The sequence below is a fragment of the Mesorhizobium sp. BR1-1-3 genome, from assembly GCF_020165455.1.
GTDB lineage: Bacteria > Pseudomonadota > Alphaproteobacteria > Rhizobiales > Rhizobiaceae > Mesorhizobium > Mesorhizobium ciceri.
Genome location: NZ_JAIUIC010000014.1, coordinates 23792 through 47480 on the forward strand (window position 1 = coordinate 23792; position 23689 = coordinate 47480).

Genomic DNA, 23689 nt, shown 5'->3' on the forward strand with positions numbered 1-23689 from the left:
ACGAACCATCCTGAGGCGATATTATTCAGCCGGCTCGACACCAGCCATCGGCAATCCCGGCTTTCCCGCCTCACCCGGATTTCGCCTGACATAGGCCGCCTTCAAACTCTCCGAGGTTTCGCGCGAGCCGTCATGGCTCCAGCCGGGCGGCTTGATCAGATAGTTCAGGCGATCGCTGAGCGAAAGACCCGGCGCAAAGGCATCCCGGAACATGCCGATCCACTCGTGAAAAGCCACCTTCAGCGGATTGAAGGTGCCGAGATTCCTGACGATGCCGTAGCGCGGCCTGTCCTCCTCCAGTTCCCCGACGAACGTGCCGAACATCCGGTCCCAGATGATCAGCGTGCCGGCATAGTTGGCGTCGAGATAGCGCGGATTGGTGGCGTGGTGGACGCGGTGGTGTGAGGGCGTGTTGAAGACGAACTCGAACCAGCCCCACATCTTGCCGATGGTCTCGGTGTGGATCCAGAATTGCCAGACCAAATTGAAGCCGAAGGTGAAGGCAATCACCGCCGGGTGGAAGCCGAGCAGCACCAGCGGCGCCTGCAGCACGAACATGAAGGTGAACAGGCCCGTCCAGCTCTGCCGCAGCGCCGTCGACAGATTGTAGTGCTGGCTGGAATGGTGGTTGACGTGTTCGGCCCAAACCCAGCGCACCCGGTGCGCGATGCGGTGATAGAAATAGTAGCGCAGATCATCGAGCAGGAAGGCCACCAGAAAGATCCAGATCGACAGGCCGAGATTGAAGACGCGGAACTGCCAGAGCCACAGCAACGCCCAGTAGGACACGACGCCAAGCAGCAGCCCGGCAACGACATTGCCGGTACCCATCATCAGGCTGGTCAATGTGTCGCGCGTTTCGAACGAACCCTTGGCACGGCCGGTGCGCACCAACCAAAGCTCGATCAGGATCGCGACAACGAAGAACGGGATGGCCAGTTGAGTGACCTGCGGAAAATTGTAGTCGTCCATCATGCCGCCTCTCCGCCGAAACTCTGCGGCTCAAGCGCCTTCAGCAAGCCTTGCGCATCCGTTGCGCTGGCAAAGCGGAAGCGGCCGCCCTTCCAGGTGAAATCGGCGAGCCGCAGCGAGACCGTATTCCCGTCTCCAGTGTCCAAAATCGTGACATCTTGAGGCGTGACGATGCGGGTCAAGAAGCAGTCGCCTACGCTGTGAACGATCCCGAAGCGCCCTCGCCCGATATCCAGGAACGCGGTCCCGGCATCTGCTGTCAGGCGGACCGCCGCCACGATCTCGTCGGGAAAATCCTCGGCGAATCGGCTCTTCGCATGATCTGCGCCACTGAGCGTCGCCGTCTTGCTGCCGCCAGTGAAATGCACCGCGGCAACCGACAGCGCGATGCCAAGGGCGACGATCGCAACCAGCAAAGGCAAGCTCATTGAATGGGTATCTCCTCCGGCCGGCCTGTCGTCTATGGCGACAGTTTTGGCGCGGAGACTTCTTAGCACGGTTGACGTTTACGTCAAAGTGCTGGCCAACCCTTGCTCGCGCGGCGCAGCAACAGCCAATGCCGGCGCAAGGCCGAGAGCCGCGCCACGCCTTCGAGCGGCGAGCCATTCTCCATCTTGCCGAGATAGGCGCGTGACAGGGCAAGTGGCAGGAATGCCGGGCGCAGCGAGACCGGGAGAGCCGGTGCGCCTTGCTCGAAGGCGGAAAGATGTTCCCGTGCCAGCGCCATCATCGCCGCCACCGCGCGTTTGGCGCCGGGTCCGCCGTCGCCGGTGACGAATTCTTCCGGCGACGATCCCGCTGCCGCCAGAATGTCGGCCGGGACAAAACATTGTCCGCGCTGGCGGTGCAGCGGCAACAGCAGCAGCAGGCCGGTCATCGCCTGTGCGCAGCCTGCCCTGCCCGCCAGTTCGGCAAAGCGCGGCGCCTCGCCGGGGTCGAGCACCATCGCCGCAAGCTGGATGAGTGCTGCGGCCGTCTCGCCGCAATAGCCTTCCAGATCGGTGCGCGACGGCATCGGGTCGTCGTAGAGGTCGAAGATGCGCGCATCGAGCATGTTCTCGAAGGCCGGCTTCGGCAGGCCGAATGTCGCTATCGTAGCGTTCACGGCTTCGGCAGTGGGATGGCCGGCGCCGGCCTCGCCGCCGGCGGCAATGACATCGCGCCACCATTGCAGCCGCACCTCGCCCGGTAGCGCCTCATGGATGCGATCGCGAATACCTGATATCTCCGCGTTGAAGGCGTAGAGCGAAAACAGCGCGTAGCGCTTGCCGTCCGGCGCGTAGAGCGCGGTCAGATAGCGATCATGGTCGGCGGCACGCACCGCGTCCATGACGATTTCAGCGCTTCGAGGCATATCAATCGACGGCAATGAGCGCGGCGGCCACGGCGCGCTCTTCCGCCAGAAGGACATTGTAGGTCCGCACCGCGGCACCCGTCGACATCGGGTCGGATGCAATGCCGGCGGCCTTCAGCGCGGCCCGCAATGCAGCGGGCAACGGCCGAAGATCCCTGCCCATGCCGACCAGCAGGATCTCGATCTTGTCGGCCTCGGACAGCAGCCTGTCAAAATCCGCCACCGTCAGCGCCAAGGGATCCACCGGCTCCCAGCCATGGATGCCGGATGGCAGACAGAGCAGCGAACCGCGATGCGACATGTCGGCAAAGCGGAATCCGCCATTGCCGTAGGCTTCGATCGGCGCGCGGCCCGGGAAATGCGCCTCGCGGATGACGATGCCTTTGCTGGTCACCGTTAAACCTCTTCGGGGGGGCGCGTCAGGTCGCGACCGCCTTGCCGCCATTGACCGGCTTCTCCTCGTCGGCTGAAGCCTGCGGCCGCAGCTTGAACAGGATCAGCAGCGGTGCGGCGATGAAGATCGACGAATAGGTGCCGAAGATCACGCCGAACAGCATGGCCATGGTGAACGAGCGGATCACCTCGCCACCGAACAGAACCAGCGCCAGCAGCGCCAGGATCGTCGTCACCGAGGTCAGCGTCGTTCTCGACAGCGTCTCGTTGATGGCGTTGTTCAGGAGTTGCGGCAGCGGCATGCGCTTGTATTTTCGCAGATCCTCTCGGACACGGTCATAGACCACGATCGTATCGTTCAGCGAATAGCCGATGATCGTCAGGATCGCCGCCAGTGACGACTGGTTGAACTCCAGCCCGGAGATGACGAAGAAGCCGAGCGTCATGACCACATCGTGCACCGTCGCCACAATGGCGCCGACCGCGAACTGCCATTCGAAGCGGAACCAGACATAGATCAGGATGCCGAGCAGCGCGATCAGCATGGCGATCGTGCCTTGCTTGGCGAGCTCGCCGGACACGGTCGGTCCCACCACTTCGACGCGGCGGAAGTCATAATTATCCTGCAGCTCGCCGCGCACCTTGTCGATGACGGTCTGCTCGGCATTTTCGCCACCATCCTGCGTCCCGACGCGGATCAGCACGTCGTTCGGCGTACCGAACTGCTGCACCTGGACTTCACCGATGTTGAGTTCGGTCAGCCGCGCGCGGAGGTCGGCGAGATCGGCATTGCCGCTCTTGGCCTGCACTTCGATCAGCGAACCGCCCTTGAAATCGATGCCGTAGTTGATGCCGACGGTCATGAACAGCACCACCGACAGGATCGAAAGTGCGCTGGACAGCGTGAACGTCCAGCGACGGATGCCCATGAAGGGGATCTTGGTGCCGGGCGGAACGAAGGTCACCGGCGCCTTCGGCAATTCCTTCGGGCGAGCCCGGCGCAGCCAGATCGAGACCAGCAGACGGGTGAAGGTGAAGGCGGTGAAGACGGTCGTCAGGATGCCGATGGCATAGGTGATGGCAAAGCCCTTCACCGGACCGGTACCAAGATAGAACAGGACCACGGTGGCGATCAGGGAGGTGATGTTGGAATCGACGATGGTCGCCAGCGCCTTGGTGAAACCGGTATCGATCGCCTGGATGACCGAGCGGCCGGCGCGCCGCTCCTCGCGGATGCGCTCGTAGATCAGCACGTTGGAATCGACCGCCATGCCGATGGTCAGCACGATACCGGCGATACCAGGCAAGGTCAGCGTCGCGCCAAGCAGCGAGAGCACGCCGACGATCATCGCCACGTGCACCGCCAGCGCGATGTTGGCGAGGAAGCCGAGGAAGCCGTAGGCGACGAACATGAAGGCAACGACGAGGATAGAACCGATGATGCCGGCGACCTTGCCGGCATGGATCGAATCCTGGCCAAGGCCCGGACCCACTGTACGTTCTTCGATCACCGTCAACGTCGCCGGCAGTGCGCCGGCGCGCAGCAGCACGGCGAGATCGTTGGCGCTCTGGGCGGTGAAATTGCCGGAGATTTGGCCGGTGCCGCCGAGGATCGGCTCGCGGATCTGCGGCGCCGAAATCACCTGGTTGTCGAGGATGATGGCGAACAGCTTGCCGACATTTTGCGCCGTGGCCTGGCCGAAGCGCGCCGCCCCCTTCGAATCGAAGCGGAACGACACCACCGGCTCGTTGTTCTGCGAATTGTAGGTCGCCTGCGCATCGACGAGGTTTTCGCCCGAGACGATGACGCGGTTCTCGATCAGATACGGAACCGGCGGATCGTCCTGCGAATACAGCACCGACGAGCCGGCAGGCGGACGGCCGTTGAGCGCGTCCTGCACCGGCATCGACTGGTCGACCATCTGGAAGGTCAGCTTGGCGGTCTGGCCGAGGATTTCCTTCAGCCTTTGCGGGTCCTGAAGACCCGGCACCTGGACAAGGATACGGTCGTCGCCCTGCCGCTGCACGATGGGTTCGGTCGTGCCGAGTTCGTTGACGCGGCGTTCGACCACCTCGATCGACTGCGTCAGCGCGGTCGACGTGCGGTATTTGATGCCGGCATCGGTGACGTTGAACTTGAGCAGGCCGGGCTCGGAATCGTCGAGCGTCATTTCCTGCACGGAACCGCCGGTGAACAGGCCGGCGGCGACCGGATCGGTCAGCGTCTTCAGCGCCGTCTTGGCGGCATCGATCTGGGCGGGATCGGTAATGCGAACCTGCAGGGTCCGCCCGGTGCCGGCAAGGCCGGTATAGCCAATCTTGGCGTCGCGCAGCAGCGTGCGGATTTCGTCGCGCGTCGTCTCCAGCCGGTCCTTGATCAGATCGTTCTGGTTCATTTCCAGCAAGATGTGCGAACCACCCTGCAGGTCGAGGCCGAGCGTCATCTGCCGCTTCGGCACCCAGTTGGGCAGCTGCGCCAGCGTGCTGGCGGAGAACAGGTTGGGCGCGGCGAGGATCACCGTGATGGCCACGGCCACCCAGATCAGGATCATCTTGAAGCGCGAGAAATACAACATATGGCGTCGTCCGTCAGAGCGTGTCCGCGGATCGCTCCGCCTAAAATTGGATTATTTCTTGGCGTTCTGGTTGGCCACCGGCTCGCCCTTGACGCGCACATCGGCGATCGTCGAGCGCAGCGCCGTCACCTTCAAGCCATTGCCGAGGTCGACCTCGAGCTCGTTGTCGTCGATCACCTTGGTCACCTTGCCGACGAAGCCGCCGCCGGTGACGACCGTGTCGCCGCGACGGACCGCGGCCAGCATCTCGCCGCGCTTCTTCAGCTGCGTGCGCTGCGGCCGGATGATCAGAAAGTACATGATCACGAAAATCAGGACAAACGGCAAAATGCTGATGAACATGTCGGGAGAAGCGCCGACGCCTTGGGCGTATGCCGGTGTCACGAACATCGAGGTACTCCTGAATTTTGAAAACAGCCGCCAATCTGGCGGCCCCTTGAAATTTGGCCGGAATATAGTCGGTAAAGTTGTCAATGCAACTGCGCGGCCGGCCAAATCGGCTGCTTTTCCGGCCTGTTGAGCCGTGTTAGAGCAGGATCGCAAAAAGCGCGAGCCGGTTTCCGCAAAAAATTATGCTCGAACAAAAGGTTGCAACCGGTTTTGTATCAGGCGAAATCGGGCAGCTTCACGCCCCAAGACATCAAAAACGCGAAAACAAAAGACAGACATGACCGACAGCAGCATTGAGGCCCTGAACCAGAAACTCGACCGGCTGATCGAAGCGGTGAGCCGCCTTGCCCCGCCGCCGGTGCCCCAAACCGACCTCCGCGAGGCCGATTGCTTCGTTTGGCAGGCCGATCCGGGCTATCTGGAACCGGTGCACAGGGTTAACCGCGTCGACATCGGACTGATCCGTGGCGTCGACCGCGTCCGCGACATCCTTGTCGACAACACCGAACGCTTCGCTGCCGGCTACCCGGCCAACAATGTGTTGTTGTGGGGCGCGCGCGGCATGGGCAAATCGTCGCTGGTCAAGGCCGTGCATGCGGAGATCAACGCCAAGGCCAGGTCCGACCTGCCGTTGAAGCTGATCGAGATCCACCGCGAGGACATCGACACGCTGCCGAAGCTGATGGGTCTGCTGAAGGCGGCGCCCTTCCGCTTCATCCTGTTTTGCGACGACCTCTCCTTCGACCATGACGACACCTCCTACAAATCGCTCAAGGCAGCGCTCGAAGGCGGCGTCGAGGGCCGTCCAGCCAATGTCATCTTCTACGCCACCTCGAACCGCCGCCATCTGTTGCCCCGCGACATGATCGACAATGAACGCTCGACCGCGATCAACCCGTCCGAAGCGGTCGAGGAAAAAGTGTCGCTGTCCGACCGGTTCGGGCTGTGGCTCGGCTTCCACAAATGCTCGCAGGACGAGTATCTCGACATGATCGACGGCTATGTCCGCCATCATGGGCTGACAATCGATCCCGACACGCTGCGCGCCGAAGCGTTGGAATGGGCGACGACGCGCGGCAGCCGCTCGGGCCGCGTCGCCTGGCAGTTCACCCAGGATCTGGCTGGCCGGCTCGGCAAACCGCTGAAGGACTGATGCGTTGGATAGCGTCGCCAACGCCATCCGATGACAAGATCATTTGGGCGGCTGCGACCGCCGCAAATCACGCGGCGTTTGGCCGATCTCACGCCGCATCCAATGCGCCAGATGTGACTGGTGCGCGAAGCCCGTCAATTCCGCCACCTCGCTTGTGCTGAGATCGCCTTGCTGCAGCAGGACGCGTGCGCGTTCGACGCGACGCCGTAGCACGTAGCGGTGCAGGGTGAAGCCCGTCGCCGCCTTGAACCATGTCCGCAAGTGCGAACTGCTGGCGCCGGCAACCCGGCTCAGTCGATGGATCGACAGGGGTTCGTGCAGCGCAACCTCGATATGCTCCAGCACGCGCTTGAGCTGAGTATCCGACAGCCGGCTCGCGCGATCGATATCAGGTTCACCGAGGCCAAGCAGCCTCACAGCGAGCGCGGCGCCGATGCTGTCGGCAAACAACGACCCGCTCGGCGACTTCGCATTGAGATCGCTCTCCAGTGCTCGCGCGAGGTGTTCGATGCGCTGGTCACGAAGCAGGTGACGTGTGCCGAGCGGCAATGCGCGCGCCTTGCCGCCAAGTTCGGCTGCCACCCTTTCCATCAAGGCCGGCTGTAACGCGATCTCGATCGTGTCGAACGGGGTCTCAGCCTCGAACCCACCCTCCTGACCGGCGGGCACCAGGTCGATATCGCCGGCGCGCCTGACGAAATATCGTCGAACCTCATGGCAGTAGGAGCGCGTCGCGGCACTTGCATGCACCATGATGCGATGGTGTGGCGCCCGGAGCAGACGATGGACCCCGGCTTCGACATGCCGGGAGGCCAATGTTACGTCGGACGGGGATCGGGCCGGGGCGACTTGCGAGAGCATGCTTTCTCGATTCATGGCAAAACCTGTTCAAGACTTGGCAATTCCCGCGCGATTTTCAATGCCGTGGCTATGTACCTACGCCTCTCCATAAAACTTGGATGAGAGGTTATGCCATGAGTTTCTATGTTGTTGTGGGAGCAGGCCCGGTTGGTCGCGAGACCGCGCGGCTTCTGGGCGAAGAAGGCCATGATGTTGTCTTGACGAGCCGGAGTGTCGGTTCGAACGCGCTGCAAAACGTCCGGACCGTGCACTCCGACGCCACCAATGCCGCGGAACTGGCGCGTATCAGCCGAAACGCCGACGCGATCTTCATGTGCGCCATGGCCGCCTATCACCGCTGGCCGACCGACTTCTTCCCAATCATCGACGGCACCGTGCGGGCTGCCGAAGCGGTCGGCGCGAAGCTTGTGGTGCTCGGAAATCTCTATGGCTATGGCAAAGATGCCGAAAGCCCGCTTCACTCCGACCTGTCTCTGGATCCGACTTCGAAGAAAGGAACCGCCCGGACGATCATGTGGCAGCGGGCGGTCCGTGCGGACGTGCCGGCCGTCGAAGTGCGGTCCAGCGATTATCTTGGACATGGCGCGATCAGCTCTTTCTCACTGGTCGCGCTGCCCTCCATAATCGAAGGGAAACCGACGGCTTTCATCGGAAACCTCGACGCAACTCACGCCTGGTCCTTCACGAAGGACGTGGCCAGGACACTGGTCGCTGCCTCGCGCTACACGGGCGAATGGGGACGGGCGTTCCATGTTCCATCGCAACACGCCCCATCCCGGGAACTCATCCGGGCGACCGCGGCAATGCTTCACCGTGAAATTCCAGGAACACGCTCCTATTCCATCTCCGAAATGGAAGCATTGGGCATGCATGAGCTTATCGAGATGAGCTACCTCTTCGACAAACCCTTGCTGGTCGATTCCTCCGACGCGGAGACGCTTCTCGGCGTCAAGGCCAGCAGCCTTGGCGTCATGATCGCCGACACTCTGCGCGACCATCTTTGAAGCTTGAAGACTGGCGCGTCGCACCGGAACTGAAAAAGCCCGCTCCTTTCGGAACGGGCTGAGCCGGCGGGCCGGACTGGAGGTCAGACGGCCCGCAAATTGCTTTTTTTCTTCTATTCGAAACAGCCCCGACTATTCGAGATAACCGGAGGGATCGACTGGCGCCGAATTCTTGCGCACTTCGAAGTGCAGCTTCGGCGAGTCCGTCGTGCCGCTCATGCCCGACAGCGCGATCTCCTGGCCGCGCTTGACCTTCTGGCCGCGCTGCACCTCGATCGAGCTGGCGTGGCCGTAGACGGTGACCAGGCCGTTTTCGTGGCGCACCAGCACCGTGTTGCCGAATTCCTTGAGGCCGTCGCCGGCATAGATGACGACGCCGTTCTCGGCCGCCTTGACCGGCGTGCCCGTCGGCACGGCGATATCGACGCCGTCCTTGCCCGAGCCGAAACCGGAAATCACGCGGCCGCGCACCGGCCAGCGCATCTTGCCGATGCCGGTGGCGTCTGGCGCGACGGCATCGTCGGCCTCGGCCTGCTGGATGACCTTCGAATCCTTTTTCGGCGGCGTGTAGGACGCCAGCGTTTCAGACGGCGTGGTCTTTGCCGCGGGCTGCGTGGTGGCCGTCGTCACCGGATCGACCTTGGCCGGCTTGGCAGCGGCGACGGTCGCGGTTCCGCCGGCCGGCACCTTCAGGGTCTGGCCGATCTTGAGCAGTCCGTCCTTCATCCCGTTGGCCTGCTTTAGAGCAACGACGCCGACGCCGGTCTTCCTGGCAATCGAAGACATCGTGTCGCCCGACTGGACCGTGTAGGTCCCGGCAGCGCCGGTCGTCTTGGCAACCTGCGGCTTGGGCTCCTTGGGCTGGTTTGCTGCGGCCGACGCGTCGACCTGAGCGGCGGACTTGCCTTCCTTAGGCTTCGGCTGCTGCGGCAGAACGGCGACCTTGTCCGGCGCAGTGGCCGGCAGGTTGTGCTTGCCGTCTTTCGCCGGCTTGGCATCCGCGACCTTCGCCTCGCCTTTGCTGGAATAGGCATAGGCCGGGATGACCAGCTTCTGGCCGGTCTTCAGCCCCTTGGTCGCGCTCAGCCCGTTGACCTTCATGATCACGTCGGACGGCACCTTGTAGCGCTGCGCCAGGCCGCCGATCGTTTCGCCGTCCCTGACGACGATCTCGGTTGCATGCGGAGTGCCGGAAGCAGCCACGCGGGGTTCGTCAGGTTGCGAAACCTTGAAAGGCGACGCCGCCGGAGCGACGGTGCCGGTCGTGGTCCTGTCGACATGCGGTGCCGGGGCCAATGCGGTGCGCACCGGCTTCGATGCCGGCGCCTGCTGCGCTTGGGCAACGGGCGGCGGCAGCGGCCGCGTCGAGACCGGCTTGAGGCTGGAGCGGCTGACCGATTGTGTATGGCTGCCATCGATCGGAGCGGCGGCGACATCGCCCGGATAGGGCTGCTGTACGGCATCCTGCTTGTTGATGATGGCGCGCTGATTGTTGGTCGAGGATGTAAAGACGTCGTCGACGCCATTGAACCGCGAAACCTGGGAACTGCACCCCGCAGCAGCACCCGCGACCATCAGAATGGCGCAGCCTCGCGCCAGATTGCGACCGTTTGTCTTCAAAACACTGAGTTGCATCGCACTAACCCGCACATACCCGGTACAAACTAGGCATGATTAAAGCGCGTTAATGTTACTCGACGGTTAACCTCATGGAATCCGACGCAATTTTTCTTAAAATATTAGAGAGCGAGCCGTGCCGAGATTTCGGGTCAGGCCAGCCGGGGTCGAAGACGGGCGCACGACGCGGCCGAACATCGACATCCGCGCTAGATAACAGCGGCGACACCGCGCAGGATCGGCTGCAGGCGAACGAGGCCGATGTCTTCACGCTCGAAGCGGCTGCCGACCTTGGTCAGCTTGGCCAGCACCTGTTCGCCCTCTTCGGGGCCGATCGGAGCGATGACGATACCGCCGCTCGACAACTGGTCGAGCAGGAAACGCGGCAGGCTGTCGAAGGCAGCCCAGGCGACGATGCGGTCAAATGGCCCTTCATTCGGCAGCCCGCCGGAACCATCGGCGTGGCGCACGATCACATTGCCGATGCCGAGCGCCTCGAAGCGTTGCCGCGCCTGCTCGGCGAGCGTCTTGTAGCGATCGGTGGTGATGACCCGCGCGGCCAGCCGCGACATCACCGCCGAGGTGTAGCCCGAGCCGGTGCCGATCTCGAGCACGCGGTTGCCCTGCTCGATGGTGAGTGCGGCGATCACCGCCGCCTGCATGTCGGCGCCTTCGATCGCCTCGCCGCATTCGATCGGCAGCATGCGGTCCGACCAGGCGATCTGATGGAACTGGGCCGCCAGGAAGCCGCGCCGCGGCGTCGCCTCGAAGGCCGCGATCAGCGCCTTCGGCACAGTCCCCCGGCCGCGCAGACGCAGCAGAAAGGCGGCAAAACCTTCGCGGTCGTCGATCGGGAGGCCCTGGTTCATGCGAGCGCCTTGCTCAGTTGGTCACGGATTTCATGGGCGGTAAGGTCGAGCTGCAGCGGCGTCACCGACACCAGCCGGTTGCGCAAGGCGTAGAGGTCGGTGCCTTGCTTGCCTTCGACCGGCTCGCGGCCGAAACGCAGCCAGTAGTAAGGCAGGCCGCGCCCGTCACGGCGCTCGTCGACCCACAGGGAGTGCACAAGCTTGCCCTGCGAGGTGACCACCGTGCCTGCGACTTCCTCGGGCGTGCAGTTGGGAAAATTGACGTTGAGCAGCACGCCGTCGGGCAATGGCGTCGCGACAAGTTTCTTCAGCAGCGCCGGCGCCAGCGCCTCCGTCGTCTCGTAGGGCACGACGCGATCTTCGCCGACATAGCTGTAGCCCTGGCTGAGCGCGATCGAGCGAATGCCGAGCAGCGCGCCCTCCATGGCGCCTGCAACGGTGCCGGAATAGGTGACATCGTCGGCGATGTTGGCGCCCGAATTGATGCCGGACAGGATCAGGTCGGGTGCGCCAGGTAGGATCTTCTTGACGCCCATGATGACGCAATCGGTCGGCGTGCCGCGCACGGCAAAATGCTTCTCGCCAATCTTGCGCAGCCGCAGCGGCTCCGAGATCGACAGCGAATGCGCATAGCCGGACTGGTCCTGCTCGGGCGCCACCACCCAGACATCGTCGGACAGCGTACGTGCGACGCGTTCGAGCGACGCCAGGCCCTCGGCATGAATGCCGTCGTCATTGGTCAGGAGGATACGCATTATTTCGCTTCGATCTTTTCCAGACCGCCCATGTAAGGCCGCAGCACTTCAGGAATGGTTACGCTGCCATCCTCGTTCTGGTAGTTTTCGATGACGGCGATGAGCGCGCGGCCAACGGCTGTGCCCGAGCCGTTGAGCGTGTGGACGAAGCGGTTGCCCTTGCCGTCCCTGTCCTTGTAGCGGGCGTCCATGCGGCGTGCCTGGAAATCGCCGCACACCGAGCAGGACGAGATCTCGCGATAGGCGTTCTGGCCGGGCAGCCAGACCTCGATGTCGTAGGTCTTGCGTGCGCCAAAACCCATGTCGCCGGTGCAGAGCGTCATGGTGCGGAACGGCAGGCCGAGCCGTTTCAGCACTTCCTCGGCGCATTGCGTCATCCGCTCATGCTCGGCAAGTGACGATTCCTGATCGGTGATCGACACCAGCTCGACCTTGTAGAACTGATGCTGGCGCAGCATGCCGCGCGTGTCGCGCCCGGCCGAGCCCGCTTCCGAACGGAAGCACGGTGTCAGCGCGGTGTAGCGCAGCGGCAGTTTTTCATGCGCGGTGATCTCCTCACGCACAAGGTTGGTGAGCGGCACTTCGGCAGTGGGAATCAGGCCAAGCCTGCCCTCCCCGTGCGGCGTGAAGAACAGATCTTCCTCGAACTTCGGCAATTGGTTGGTGCCGAACAAAACATCGTCCTTGACCATCAACGGCGGTATCACTTCTTCGTAGCCGTGTTCGGTCGTATGCAGGTCCAGCATGAACTGGCCGAGCGCGCGTTCCATCCGCGCCAGTCCGTTTTTCAGCACCGTAAAGCGCGAGCCCGACAGCTTTGCCGCGCGCTCGAAATCCATCATGCCGAGCGCTTCGCCGATCTCGAAGTGCTCCTTCACCCAGTTCGGCCGCGTCGGTACCTTGCCGACGATGTGCTTGACGACATTGTCGTGCTCGTCCTTGCCGACAGGCACGTCGTCGAACGGTACGTTGGGCAGCACCGCCAGCGCGTCGTTCAGCGCCTTGTCGAGCTCGCGTTCGCGCGCCTCGCCGTTCTGGATGAAGACCTTGATCTCGCCGACTTCGGCTTTCAGCGTCTCGGCCAGGGCGGCATCGCCCGAACGCATGGCGTTGCCGATCTCCTTCGACGCGGCATTGCGGCGCTCCTGCTTGGTCTGTAGCTCGGTAACGTGTTCGCGCCGCGCCTCGTCCGAGGCGATCAGCCCGCCGACCGTGGACTGCGCCTCGTCAGCCGACCACGAGCGCTTCACCAGCGCCTCGACAAGGGCCTTCGGGTTGTCGCGAATCCATTTGATGTCAAGCATGGTTTGAACGCTCCGGGGTAGCATGTCGCCCAAAGTGCGCAGCGGTTTGGGACAACGACATGCTTCAAACAAAAGTGAAACGCATCGCTTTCAGTGCGATGCGTTTCAGCCAGAGGGGGTAAACCGCATCCTCGATCGATGCAAGATGGGGCATGGGGAACGCAAGCATGCGATCGCGCTTTGACGCGCTTTCGGCTGAAGGCGGAGGAGAGCCTGAAATGAAAAACCCGCCTCTACGGCGGGTCGCTGGCGCAAGTCAGCACCATACCGAGAATCATAGCATAGCTGCCCTCACCAGGTCAAGAAAAAATTCCTATCGAGGCTGGCCAGACGCGGCGGCGCCGTTCAGGTGGAGGACGCGTCCGCCGGCTTCTTCTCGGCGACCTCTTCCGCCGCGTCCTGCTTCTCGCGTGCCACGCGCTGCTTTTCCTGATCGCGCTCGATCAGCCGGGCAGCCCAGATGGAGACCTCGTAGAGAAGGATGGTCGGAATGGCGAGGCCGATCTGGCTCATCGGATCGGGCGGCGTCAGCACCGCCGCGACGACGAAGGCGATGACGATCGCCCATTTGCGCTTTTCGGCCAGCCCCTTGGACGACAGCATGCCGACGCGTGTCATCAGGCTGGTCACCACCGGCAGTTGGAACACCAGGCCGAAGGAGAAGATCAGCGTCATGATCAGGCTGAGATATTCCGACACCTTTGGCAGCAGCGAAATCTGCACCTGATCGTCGGTGCCGGCCTGCTGCATGGCGAGGAAGAACCACATCACCATCGGCGTGAAGAAGAAATAGACCAGCGACGCACCCATCAGGAACAGGATTGGCGACGCGATCAGGAACGGCAGGAAGGCGTTGCGCTCGTTCTTGTAGAGGCCTGGCGCGATGAATTTGTAGATCTGCGTGGCGATCAGCGGAAAGGCGATCACCATGCCGCCGAACATGGCGAGCTTGACCTGCGTGAAGAAGAATTCCTGCGGCGCCGTGTAGATCAGCTCGACCTTGTGCGGATCGAGGCCTGCCCACTGCGTCGCCCATTTGAACGGGACGACCAGAAGGTTGAACAGCTTCTTGGCGAAGAAGAAACAGACCAGGAAGGCAACGAAGAAACCGCCCAGCGACCAGATCAGCCGCCGGCGCAGCTCGATCAGATGCTCCATCAGCGGCGCCGACGATTTCTCGATCTCGTCCTTTTCGGTGTCCGAAACGCTCACTTGGCGGCTCCAGCCGTCTTCTTGGCCGCCGGCTTCTTGGCCGCAGCAGGTTTCGGTTCGATTTTCGCCCCCGTCTTGGTCGCTACGGTCTTGGACGCGATCACCCTGGCCGCAGCGGGCGTCTTGGCCCTGGGCGTTTCAGGCATTGCCGCCGTCGCGGGCTTCGCTGGCACCTTGGCCGCAGGCGTGGCCTTAGCGGTGACCGTTTTTGCAGGAGCTTTAGCGCCATTTGCCGAAGCCTTTATAGCCGGCGCCCTTGACGGTGCAGGCTTGGCTGCCTTCTTCGCCGTGGACGCCTTCGGCGCCACGACGGGTGTCGTCGGCACTGATGACGTCACCACCGATTCGTCGGTCATCGCCGGGAAAATCGGCGCTGCCGGCGCTGCTTCCGGTCCGTTGACGCCGGGCATGGTCGTTGCACCGTTCTTCAGCGGCTCGGCCGCCTGCGGGGTCGAAGCGGCTGGCGTTGCCGGATCGGCTGCCGGCTTCGGCTTCATCGCCGCGTCGACGCCGGAGCGAACGTCGGCCGCGGCCTGTTCGAACGGATTGAGCTGCTTCCTGATCTCGGCCATCGGGCTCATGCCCCTGAGCTCGTCGACGGACTTCTTGACGTCGTCGAGCTCGGCTTCCTTCAGCGCCTCGTTGAACTGTTTCTGGAAATCGGATGCCATGGCGCGCAGCTTCGCCGTCGTGCGGCCGAAGGTGCGCAGCATATTGGGCAAATCCTTGGGCCCGACGACCACGATCATGACGATCGCGATGACCAGCATTTCGGTCCAGCCGACTTCAAACATGACACTCTGTTCCGACTAGAACCTTTGGGCTCAGCTCTTGCTGGCCTTTTCCTTCGCGGCCGCAACGGTCTCGTCGGCACGATGTTCGACGGTGCGCTTGTCTTCGGCAACGTCGTCGTCGGCCATGCCCTTCTTGAAGCTCTTGATGCCCTTGGCCATGTCGCCCATCAGCTCGGGAATCTTGCCGCGGCCGAACACCAAAAGCACGATCACCAGCACGATCATCCAGTGCCAAATCGAAAATGAACCCATAGCAAATCTCTCTCGAATGTTTTCCCTGGCGATGATCTATGCGTTTTCGCGTTGGGATTCAAACACAACTGCGACAGAGTTTATGAAAGGGTGGCGGATGTCACGCATTTTCGACGCGGCGGCCCCGCTACGAATCCGCGCATCCTCGACAGATCGGCCGCCAATGCCAGTCAATCTTCCGTGACGCGCGGCGTCAGCAGGCCGAGTTCCTCGAGATCGATATCGGTCAGCGCATCCTCGTCGTCGGTCAATGCATCGGGATCGGCCGGCGGCTGCGGAATGGAGAAATTCGACGGCATGCGGCCCGAAAGCAGGCCGGCCCCCTTCAGTTCCTCCATGCCGGGCAGATCGCGGATCTCTTCCAGCGCGAAATGATCGAGGAAGGTCTCCGTCGTGCCGTAGGTGACCGGGCGTCCGGGTGTCTTTCGCCGGCCGCGCATGCGCACCCATTCCGTTTCCAGCAGCGTGTCGAGCGTGCCTTTCGAGGTTTCGACACCGCGGATGTCCTCGATCTCGGCACGCGTCACCGGCTGGTGATAGGCAATGATCGCCAGCACTTCGAGAGCCGCGCGGGAGAGCTTCCTTTGCTGGACGGTATCCCTGCTCATCAGGAAAGCCAGGTCGCCGGCGGTGCGGAACGCCCAGGCATCGCCGACACGCACCAGATTGACGCCGCGCCGCGCATAGATCTGCTGCAGTTCGGCCATGGCCAGGGCGATGTTGATGCCGTCCGGCAGGCGTGCCGCAAGCTGCTTTTCGCTGACGGGTTCGGCGCTGGCGAACACGATCGCCTCGGCCATGCGCACAGCCTCGGCCAGATGCAGCCGTTCGGCCGGGTTTTGTAGCTGCTGCTCGGCCGGATCCTGGGAAAGCGGGCCCTCTTCGGGTTCATCGCCGACTTTGAACGGGACAACCGAAGCGTTGGCGCGTTCGCTCATGATGCCACCTCGACTGCCTTGATTGTCTGCGTTCGGCCGCGCAGGTAGATCGGCGCGAACGTCTGATCCTGCCGCACATCCATCTTGCCTTCGCGCACCAGTTCCAGCGTGGCAGCGAACGAGCTCGCGATCGCCGTGCGCCGCTCCTCGGGACTGGTCATGTACGCGATCAGAAAACTCTCCATCGTCGTCCAGTCGCTCACGGCTCCCACAAGGCGGGTCAGGATGTCGCGCGCGTCCTTGAGCGACCAGACACCGCGCCTGGCGATGGTCACATTGTTGATCGCCTGCTTCTGGCGCTGCTGGGCATAGGCGGTCAAGAGATCGTAGAGCGAGGCAGAATAGGCGTTGCGCTTTTCGATGATGACCATTTCCGGCATGCCGCGCGCGAACACGTCGCGGCCGAGCCGGTTGCGGTTGACCAGACGCGCCGAGGCGTCGCGCATGGCTTCCAGCCGCTTCAGTCGGAACTGCAGCACCGCCGCCAGTTCCTCGCCGCTTTCGCCCTCGTCGCCGGGCTGCTTGGGGATCAGGAGCTTGGACTTGAGGAAGGCCAGCCATGCCGCCATCACCAGATAGTCGGCGGCAAGCTCCAGCCTGAGCGCCCTCGCCGTCTCGACAAAGGTCAGATATTGCTCGACCAGCGCCAGGATCGAAATGCGCGCCAGATCGACTTTCTGGGTGCGGGCAAGATGCAGCAGAAGATCGAGCGGACCTTCGAAGCCGGCCACGTCGACGACCAGCGACGGGTCGCCGGTGACGCGTGAATCGTCATTTTCGGCCCACAGACGGTCCATCGGTGCGGCCTTCGCGGCCTTGCTTTCCAATGTCTCCGCCACTGCCTGTCACTTTCCCTTGCTATGCCACCGCATCGAAGTAGGTGGCGAATTCGGCGCGTATTTCGGTTTCTTCGACCGTGTCACGGTCCTTTATATAGGTCAGCGCCCGCTTGGCGCGCTCCAGCGACGTGCCCTCAAGCCCAGTGGTGCGCGATGCGATGCCGGCCATCTCCTCGAGAACGCCGTTGCAGTGAAGGACCAGATCGCAGCCCGCCGCAAGGATCGAGGCCGCCTTTGTCGGGAAATCCCCAGAAAGTGCCTTCATCGATGTGTCGTCGCTCATCAGCAGTCCGTCGAAGCCGATTTCGCGCCGGATGATCTCGTCGATGACCTTGCCGGAGGTGGTCGCCGGATTGTTAGGGTCGATCGCGCTGTAGACGACATGGGCAGTCATCGCTATCGGCAGATGGCTAAGCTCCTTGAACGGGGCGAAATCATGCCGTTGCAGATCACTGAGCGAGGCATTGACCACTGGCAGTTCAAAATGCGTGTCGGCAAAGGCACGTCCATGGCCCGGAATATGCTTCATGACCGGCAGCACGCCGCCCGATATCAGCCCTTCCGCGGCTGCGCGGCCGAGCTCGATCACCGGTCGCGGGTCCTTGCCGTAGGCACGCGCGCCGATGACATCGCTGGCGCCTTCGATCGGCACGTCGAGCACCGGCAGGCAATCGGCTGTGATGCCGTAGCGTAACAGGTCGAAAGCATGCAGCCGCGCCATCAGCCATGCCGCGCGGGCGCCGGCATCATGATCGTCGCGCCACAGCGCGCCCAGCGCGCCGCCGGCGGGATAATTCGGCGCCAGCGGCGGCCGCAATCGCTGCACACGGCCGCCTTCCTGATCGATGAACACCAGCGCGTCCGGACGCGCTATGCAGTCTCGCATCTCGGCGACCAGATCGCGGATCTGTTCGGTCTCGCCGATGTTGCGCGCAAACAGGATGAAGGCCCACGGGCATTCATTACGATAGAAATTGATTTCTTCGCGGGTGAGCGATTTCCCGGCGCAGCCGAGGATCATGGATTTTGATTCGGTCATGTCGGCAGTTTAGGGCTTTGTGCGATCAAAGGGAATCGCTAGGGATTCATCCAGGGCAACGCCGGATCTGCTTTCCCCATGAAAAAAGCCGGCGCGGTGGACCGCGCCGGCTTTCAATCGGTTGACTCCGGCTTTAGCGCGAGACGAAGCAGTTGCCGCCGGCTGCCTTGTAGCTGGTGCACAAATTGATCGCGTCATTGCGTGACTGGGCCGGAACGCGCACGCGGTAGAACGTGCCTTTGCCGGCGATTTCGGCCTTGACGATGTTGGCGGTACGCCCGGCAAGCACGCTGCCATAGCGGCGCTGCAGATCCTGATAGCTGGACTGGGCGCTTTCGACGGTCGGCTGCGAGGCGATCTGCATCGACCACGAGCCACCGCCGGCCGCGGTCGATGCCGGATCGATGGACGCAACCTGATCGGGCTTGACCTCGCCGACGACATCGACCGGCTGGTCGGACGGACGCTGCGGCGCGAGCGGAACCTTTGCCGGCGTGTTGGCCGATTGGGCCTTGGCCTCGGCCTTCGGCTTGGCCACCGGCTTGAGGGCCGGCTCGTCGTCCGCCTGGGCGGCGGCAGGCGCCACGGTACCGGTCTGGTCGGCATCGGCTTGCGCCGCCGGGGCGACATGCTGCGGCGCCGGATCGACCGGCTCGGTAGCGGCCACTTGCGGAGCGGCGGGTGCCGCCGGATCTTCACGCGGCACCAGCGAACCGTCCGACTTGACCACCATGGTCCTCACCTTGCGCGGTGCAATGGCGACGACATCGGCATTTGTGCCCTTGTCTGCATCCTGCAGCACCTGCGCGATGCGGTCCTCGGACTTGGGAGCTGGCGCCGTATTGTCGGCCAAAGCAGCGCCAGCCATCGGCGCGGCATTGCCGACATCGGTTCCAGCGCCGGCTGCATTCTGGTCCGGCGAAAGATCGATGGCGCGGGCCGGGTCCTTCGCCTGCACGTCCACCGGCTCTTCGGTGTTGGTGACCAGCTTTTCCTGGACCGGCTCGGCGGGCTTGGCGCCCCTGACCGCGTCGTAGACCTTGTTGTCCTGGTTCGGCACCACGGCGCCGCCCGGATTCTCCGGCTTGACCTTGATCGGCGCGTTGTCGGCCTTGACGATGACGGGCGCTTCGCTGCCGCCCTTGCCGCCAAAGGACAGCGCAAAGGCACCGAGACCGCCCGCGACCGCGACCGCGCCGACAATCGCGGCGATGAACAGGCCGCGTCCGCGCGACGGCCTTGCGGCCTCACGCTCGCCGAGACCCGGAACAGCCATCTCCTCGTCGAGTTCGGGATCGTAGTCGAGTTCATCGACGGTGAAATCATCGGCTTGGGAAGCCGGCTGGCTCCCCGGCAGGTTGTCGAGGTCGTAGCCCGAGGCGTCGGCATAACCCGTGGGCGCCGCCGCGCGGGCAGACATTTCCATCGGCCGCGCCGCATAGGTTCGCGCTTCCGGCTCATAGCCCGGCTTGACCCCGTCATAGCCCGGCTTGAGGCTGTCATAGCCCGGCTTGAAGCCCGCGGCATAGGAGCCATCATCGTAAGATGCGCCGGCCGCGTTGCTTGCGGGGGCGGCAGCGACCTCCACCGCGTTCATCTCGGAGAGAAGGCTGGAGAACTCGGCATCGAGATCGTCATAGCCAGGCGACGCCGGCTGGTCTTCCTCGAAGTGCAGTTCGGGGATATCGAGATCGTCCGCCAGCGCCACGACACGCTCGGGCACATCGACCGTCTCGACATCGGGCATGTCTTCGTAACGCGCCGGCTGGCGCGATTGCGGCGCCGATACTGGGGCAGCGGGAGCCAAGGTTTCGACCGGCTCGGACGAACCATAGGACGTCATGGCGGCGACTGCCGGCGCTGCGGCCATGGATGATGCCACCGAAGCGGCCGGCTGAGCGCTAAACGTAGGCTGCGTGCTGAATGACGGCTGCTGCGGAACCGGCGTCACGCGGCTCCACGAACGCGTCGGCTCTGTCGGTTGGGAACGCTCCGCAAGCCAATCGAAAGAATCCGCCGAATTGTCCCGGGGAGCGGCTTCGTCACGCGGATCAAGGCCCTGGGCCAAAGCCGCGTCCAACGCATCATCGTCGAAATCGACATCGCCAATGGTGTCCGAGTTCGGATCCTGGAGTTCATCAAGCATAAGATCGTCAATATCCGCGTCGGCCGCTTGGGCCGTGCCAACATGTCGATTCTGCTCAGGCGTGGTTTCGTCAAGATCCCAGTCGAGGTCGCCGACAAGGTCGGCCGGTTCCTCGGCAGGCTGGGCAACAGGCGCCGGGGCAGCGACAGCGGGCTGAGCCGTGACCGACTCGCTGGCCACCGGCGCCGTGCGGGAAGTCATGGCGCCCAGCAGCGCATTCAACTCGTCTTCCAGGCTCCGTTCGTCCGCAATCGGGGCGTGCACCGCCGGCGCGACATTGGCTTCTGGCGCCGCCGGCTGGACCGTAGCGGCAGCAACTTCGGCGACCGGCTCTTCGACCGTTTCGGCGAACGAATCGTCAAAGTTCAGGTCGAAGGCATCGTCCGACAGGCCTTCAGGGTTGGAAATCTCGCTTGTTGAGTCCGCAGCATCGGCAAGCACTTCATGCGCTTCCGGCTCGTCGAAGGCGATCGGCTCATCCGCGCGAACGTCGAAATCCATGTCGACATCGGCCATGGCATCGTCGAGGCCAGCAAAGCTCTCGTCGGAGATTGCCTGGCCGTCAAGCGCCGCCGCCTGCTCCGGCATGGCATGCTCGACGGGATCGGCGGCCATGAATGACTGTTCCGCCGCCGAATGGTCGTCGAGCATCAGCTCGTCTTCAAGCGACATTGCCACCGCATCGTCGAATTCGTCATCGGAGGCAACCGGCTCGACAGAAGCGGGCGTATCGGCAACGCTGTACAGGGCCTCTTCGGCTTCCTCATCGATCCGAAGGTCCTGGTCGAGCGAGGCGGCAAGCTCGTCCGCCATCGACTGATCGTCCTCGAAGGGGGACACGTCCTCGAGCGAACCGGCGACGGCATCGCCAATGTCGGACGCGAAAGCGGGCTCGACGGACGGCACGGCTTCAGCGGCGACCGCATGGCTGGCGCCGGCGACGTGGTCGTCGATCTCAGCCATGTCCAGTTCGAAATCGTCGTCGAGCGACACCGAAAGCTCGTCGTCCATCGCGCTGGCGTCAGCCGCTTCGAATGCCGGCTCATGCACGAAAGTCGGCTCATGAGCCTGAACAACCGGAGCGACGTCGCTGTCGTCAGCGCCGAACTCGCCCATCATTTCTTTCTCGAGATCGATATCGAAATCGCCCTCTTCGAGCCCGCGATCGGCGGCTGGGGCCTGCGGCTGGGCGGGCGATTGCGGCCTGACCGGCTGGCGCGGGTCGAATCCCATGATCCTGGTCAGTTCCGCGAACGGATCATCCTCAGCGATGTCGTTGTTGTCGGCTACTCTCAGCTGGGTTCTGTCTGCCATTATTGTTCCCGAACTCGCACTCATTCGGACGCCATGGACGTCGCGTAGGGTTGGCCCTTACCAGCGCAATGTGGGCAAAAGGTGACAGGTTATTTAGTCAAACCTAACGCATTTCAGTGGGCGCGGCGGCCCCGATCAACGTCAGGCCGGACGTCAAAACGTCCGAAACAGCCTGCACCAGCCCTAGTCTGGCATGCGTCAATTGTCGGTCGTTAACCTTAACAAAACGTAAGTCCGGATTATCCGTGCCACGGTTCCAGTGCCCGTGGAAGCTGGAAGCCAGATCATAGAGGTAAAATGCCAGCCGATGCGGCTCGAGCGCAAGGGCGGCGGACTCGATCAGCCGCGGGTATTCGGCAAGCTTGCGGATCAGGCCGATCTCGCCCTCGTCGGTCAGCAATGCCGCGGCCGACGCCAGGCTGTTGCGGTCGAAATTGGCTTCGCCCAGTTGCTCGCTCGCCTGCCGGAACACCGAATGACAGCGCGCCGAGGCGTACTGGACATAGAACACCGGATTGTCCTTGGACTGCTCGGTCACCTTGGCGAAATCGAAATCCAGCGGCGCATCGTTCTTGCGATAGAGCATCATGAAGCGGATCGCGTCGCGGCCCACCTCCTCCACCACTTCGCGCAGCGTCACGAAATCGCCAGACCGCTTCGACATGCGCACCGGTTCGCCCTCGCGAAACAGCTTGACCAGATTGCACAGCAGCACGGTGAGCTTGACCTCTTCGCCGGCAATCGCCCGCGCCAGAGCCTCCAGCCGCTTGACGTAGCCGCCATGGTCGGCGCCGAGCACATAGATCAGGTCGACGAAGCCGCGATCGACCTTGTCCTTGAGATAGGCAACGTCGGCGGCGAAATAGGTGAATGAGCCGTCCGACTTGACCAGCGCCCGGTCCATGTCGTCGCCGACCGCGGTCGAGCGGAACAGCGTCTGCTCGCGGTCCTCCCAATCGTCGGGTTTCTCGCCCTTGGGCGGCGGCAGCTTGCCCTTGTAGATATGGCCCTTCAGCGTCAGATCGTTGATCGCGGAGCGGATCTTCCTGGCATTGTCGGCGTGCAGCGTGCGCTCGGAGAAGAACACGTCGTGATGCACGTTGAGCATCGCCAGGTCCTCGCGGATCATCGCCATCATCGCATCGATGGTGCGATCCTTGACGATGGCGAGCGCCTCGTCATCGGGCATCTGCAGCAGCGAGCGGCCGAATTCCGCGACCAGCGCCTGACCAACTGGCACCAGGTAATCGCCCGGATAAAGCCCGGCCGGAATCTCGCCGATGTCGTCACCCAGCGCTTCGCGGTAACGCAGGAATGCGGAACGGCCGAGCACGTCGATCTGCGAGCCGGCGTCGTTGATGACGTATTCCTTGGTCACGTCGTAACCGGCGAAGGCCATCAGATTGGCAAGTGCATCGCCGACGACAGCACCCCGGCAATGGCCGACATGCATCGGTCCGGTCGGATTGGCCGAGACATATTCGACATTGGTCTTCCTGCCGCCGCCAACCATCGAGCGGCCATAGTTGCGGCCCTCGCCGAGCAGTGCGGTCAGATGTGTCTGCCAGAAGCCGTCCTTCAGCCTGAGATTGACGAAACCGGGGCCGGCCACCTCTGTTGCCGCGACATCCTTGTCGTCGCGCAGCGCCTGCGCCAGTCTTTCGGCCAGCGCGCGCGGGTTCTGGCCGGTCGGCTTGGCCAGCACCATTGCCGCATTGGTCGCCAGGTCGCCATGGCTGGCGTCGCGCGGCGGCTCAACGGCAATGCGCGACAGGTCAGGCGAAATGCCGTCTTTGTCTTTCAGATCAAGCGCTTCGACGGCTTTTATGATTCGCGCGGTGAAATCGGCGAAGATGTTCATTTGTGTGACTCTGGGGTCTGGCTCTGGCGGCTTTGCAGCGAATCCG

Annotated in this window: 21 protein-coding genes; 2 read left to right on the forward strand and 19 right to left on the reverse strand. The window is 63.2% G+C overall.

Features of this window, described 5'->3' with window-relative positions:
* Positions 1–21 precede the first annotated feature (21 nt).
* From LB559_RS26320 to yajC, 6 genes are all read right to left on the reverse strand, one after another.
* Positions 22–975 (reverse strand): sterol desaturase family protein, encoded by a 954-nt coding sequence (locus LB559_RS26320; protein ID WP_224675325.1) that lies wholly within the window; start codon positions 973–975, stop codon positions 22–24.
* Positions 972–1400 (reverse strand): hypothetical protein, encoded by a 429-nt coding sequence (locus LB559_RS26325; RefSeq protein ID WP_024503856.1) that lies wholly within the window; start codon positions 1398–1400, stop codon positions 972–974. Before LB559_RS26325 ends, LB559_RS26320 begins: the two co-directional genes overlap by 4 nt.
* 83 nt (positions 1401–1483) lie before the next feature.
* Positions 1484–2326: a phytoene/squalene synthase family protein gene (locus LB559_RS26330; protein WP_224675326.1), complete on the reverse strand. Its 843-nt coding sequence runs from the start codon at positions 2324–2326 to the stop codon at positions 1484–1486.
* Position 2327: 1 nt separating this feature from the next.
* Positions 2328–2720, reverse strand: a complete 393-nt coding sequence (locus LB559_RS26335; protein ID WP_027160422.1) for an Mth938-like domain-containing protein — start codon at positions 2718–2720, stop codon at positions 2328–2330.
* 25 nt (positions 2721–2745) lie between these two features.
* A complete protein-coding gene (gene secDF / locus LB559_RS26340) occupies positions 2746–5295 on the reverse strand; it encodes a protein translocase subunit SecDF (RefSeq protein ID WP_063172318.1) in 2550 nt (849 codons plus the stop codon).
* A 51-nt stretch (positions 5296–5346) separates the two neighbouring features.
* On the reverse strand, positions 5347–5685 hold the full coding sequence (yajC, locus tag LB559_RS26345; RefSeq protein ID WP_013531305.1) for a preprotein translocase subunit YajC: 339 nt from the start codon (positions 5683–5685) through the stop codon (positions 5347–5349).
* A gap of 277 nt (positions 5686–5962) precedes the next feature.
* On the opposite strand from yajC, the gene LB559_RS26350 reads away from it, so the two are divergent.
* Entirely contained in the window at positions 5963–6838 is an 876-nt protein-coding gene (locus tag LB559_RS26350) for an ATP-binding protein (protein WP_024503854.1), read from the forward strand.
* 39 nt (positions 6839–6877) lie between these two features.
* Here LB559_RS26350 and LB559_RS26355 read toward each other — a convergent pair whose 3' ends face one another.
* The gene (locus LB559_RS26355) at positions 6878–7699 is read right to left on the reverse strand and encodes an AraC family transcriptional regulator (RefSeq protein WP_127368525.1); all 822 of its coding nucleotides are present in this window, start codon (positions 7697–7699) and stop codon (positions 6878–6880) included.
* Between the two features lie 113 nt (positions 7700–7812).
* Here LB559_RS26355 and LB559_RS26360 point away from each other — a divergent pair, with 113 nt between their 5' ends.
* Complete coding sequence (locus tag LB559_RS26360) at positions 7813–8703, forward strand: NAD-dependent epimerase/dehydratase family protein (RefSeq protein WP_027160426.1); 891 nt, start codon at positions 7813–7815, stop codon at positions 8701–8703.
* Between the two features lie 132 nt (positions 8704–8835).
* Here the strand turns inward: LB559_RS26360 and LB559_RS26365 are convergent, their stop codons facing one another.
* From LB559_RS26365 to argS, 12 genes are all read right to left on the reverse strand, one after another.
* A complete protein-coding gene (locus LB559_RS26365) occupies positions 8836–10338 on the reverse strand; it encodes a peptidoglycan DD-metalloendopeptidase family protein (protein ID WP_224675327.1) in 1503 nt (500 codons plus the stop codon).
* A gap of 191 nt (positions 10339–10529) precedes the next feature.
* Entirely contained in the window at positions 10530–11189 is a 660-nt protein-coding gene (locus LB559_RS26370) for a protein-L-isoaspartate(D-aspartate) O-methyltransferase (protein WP_013531300.1), read from the reverse strand.
* The gene (gene surE, locus LB559_RS26375) at positions 11186–11944 is read right to left on the reverse strand and encodes a 5'/3'-nucleotidase SurE (RefSeq protein ID WP_024503850.1); all 759 of its coding nucleotides are present in this window, start codon (positions 11942–11944) and stop codon (positions 11186–11188) included. The genes LB559_RS26370 and surE overlap by 4 nt, the downstream gene beginning before the upstream one ends.
* Positions 11944–13248 carry a serine--tRNA ligase gene (gene serS, locus LB559_RS26380; protein WP_224675328.1) on the reverse strand — a complete coding sequence of 435 codons (1305 nt, stop codon included), beginning with the start codon at positions 13246–13248 and terminating at the stop codon, positions 11944–11946. Before serS ends, surE begins: the two co-directional genes overlap by 1 nt.
* A gap of 345 nt (positions 13249–13593) precedes the next feature.
* Positions 13594–14460: a twin-arginine translocase subunit TatC gene (gene tatC, locus LB559_RS26385; RefSeq protein WP_013531297.1), complete on the reverse strand. Its 867-nt coding sequence runs from the start codon at positions 14458–14460 to the stop codon at positions 13594–13596.
* Positions 14457–15254: a Sec-independent protein translocase protein TatB gene (gene tatB / locus LB559_RS26390; RefSeq protein WP_224675329.1), complete on the reverse strand. Its 798-nt coding sequence runs from the start codon at positions 15252–15254 to the stop codon at positions 14457–14459. The genes tatC and tatB overlap by 4 nt, the downstream gene beginning before the upstream one ends.
* Before the next feature lie 30 nt (positions 15255–15284).
* Complete coding sequence (locus tag LB559_RS26395; RefSeq protein ID WP_013531295.1) at positions 15285–15506, reverse strand: twin-arginine translocase TatA/TatE family subunit; 222 nt, start codon at positions 15504–15506, stop codon at positions 15285–15287.
* 170 nt (positions 15507–15676) lie between these two features.
* Entirely contained in the window at positions 15677–16444 is a 768-nt protein-coding gene (gene scpB, locus LB559_RS26400) for an SMC-Scp complex subunit ScpB (RefSeq protein ID WP_013531294.1), read from the reverse strand.
* The gene (locus LB559_RS26405; protein WP_013531293.1) at positions 16441–17241 is read right to left on the reverse strand and encodes a segregation and condensation protein A; all 801 of its coding nucleotides are present in this window, start codon (positions 17239–17241) and stop codon (positions 16441–16443) included. Before LB559_RS26405 ends, scpB begins: the two co-directional genes overlap by 4 nt.
* A 61-nt stretch (positions 17242–17302) precedes the next feature.
* Positions 17303–18322, reverse strand: a complete 1020-nt coding sequence (gene nagZ / locus LB559_RS26410) for a beta-N-acetylhexosaminidase (RefSeq protein WP_224675330.1) — start codon at positions 18320–18322, stop codon at positions 17303–17305.
* A gap of 133 nt (positions 18323–18455) precedes the next feature.
* Positions 18456–21782, reverse strand: coding sequence for an SPOR domain-containing protein (locus LB559_RS26415; protein ID WP_224675331.1), 3327 nt, complete (start codon positions 21780–21782; stop codon positions 18456–18458).
* Positions 21783–21885: 103 nt separating this feature from the next.
* Positions 21886–23643: an arginine--tRNA ligase gene (argS, locus tag LB559_RS26420; protein ID WP_064993663.1), complete on the reverse strand. Its 1758-nt coding sequence runs from the start codon at positions 23641–23643 to the stop codon at positions 21886–21888.
* Positions 23644–23689: the final 46 nt, after the last annotated feature.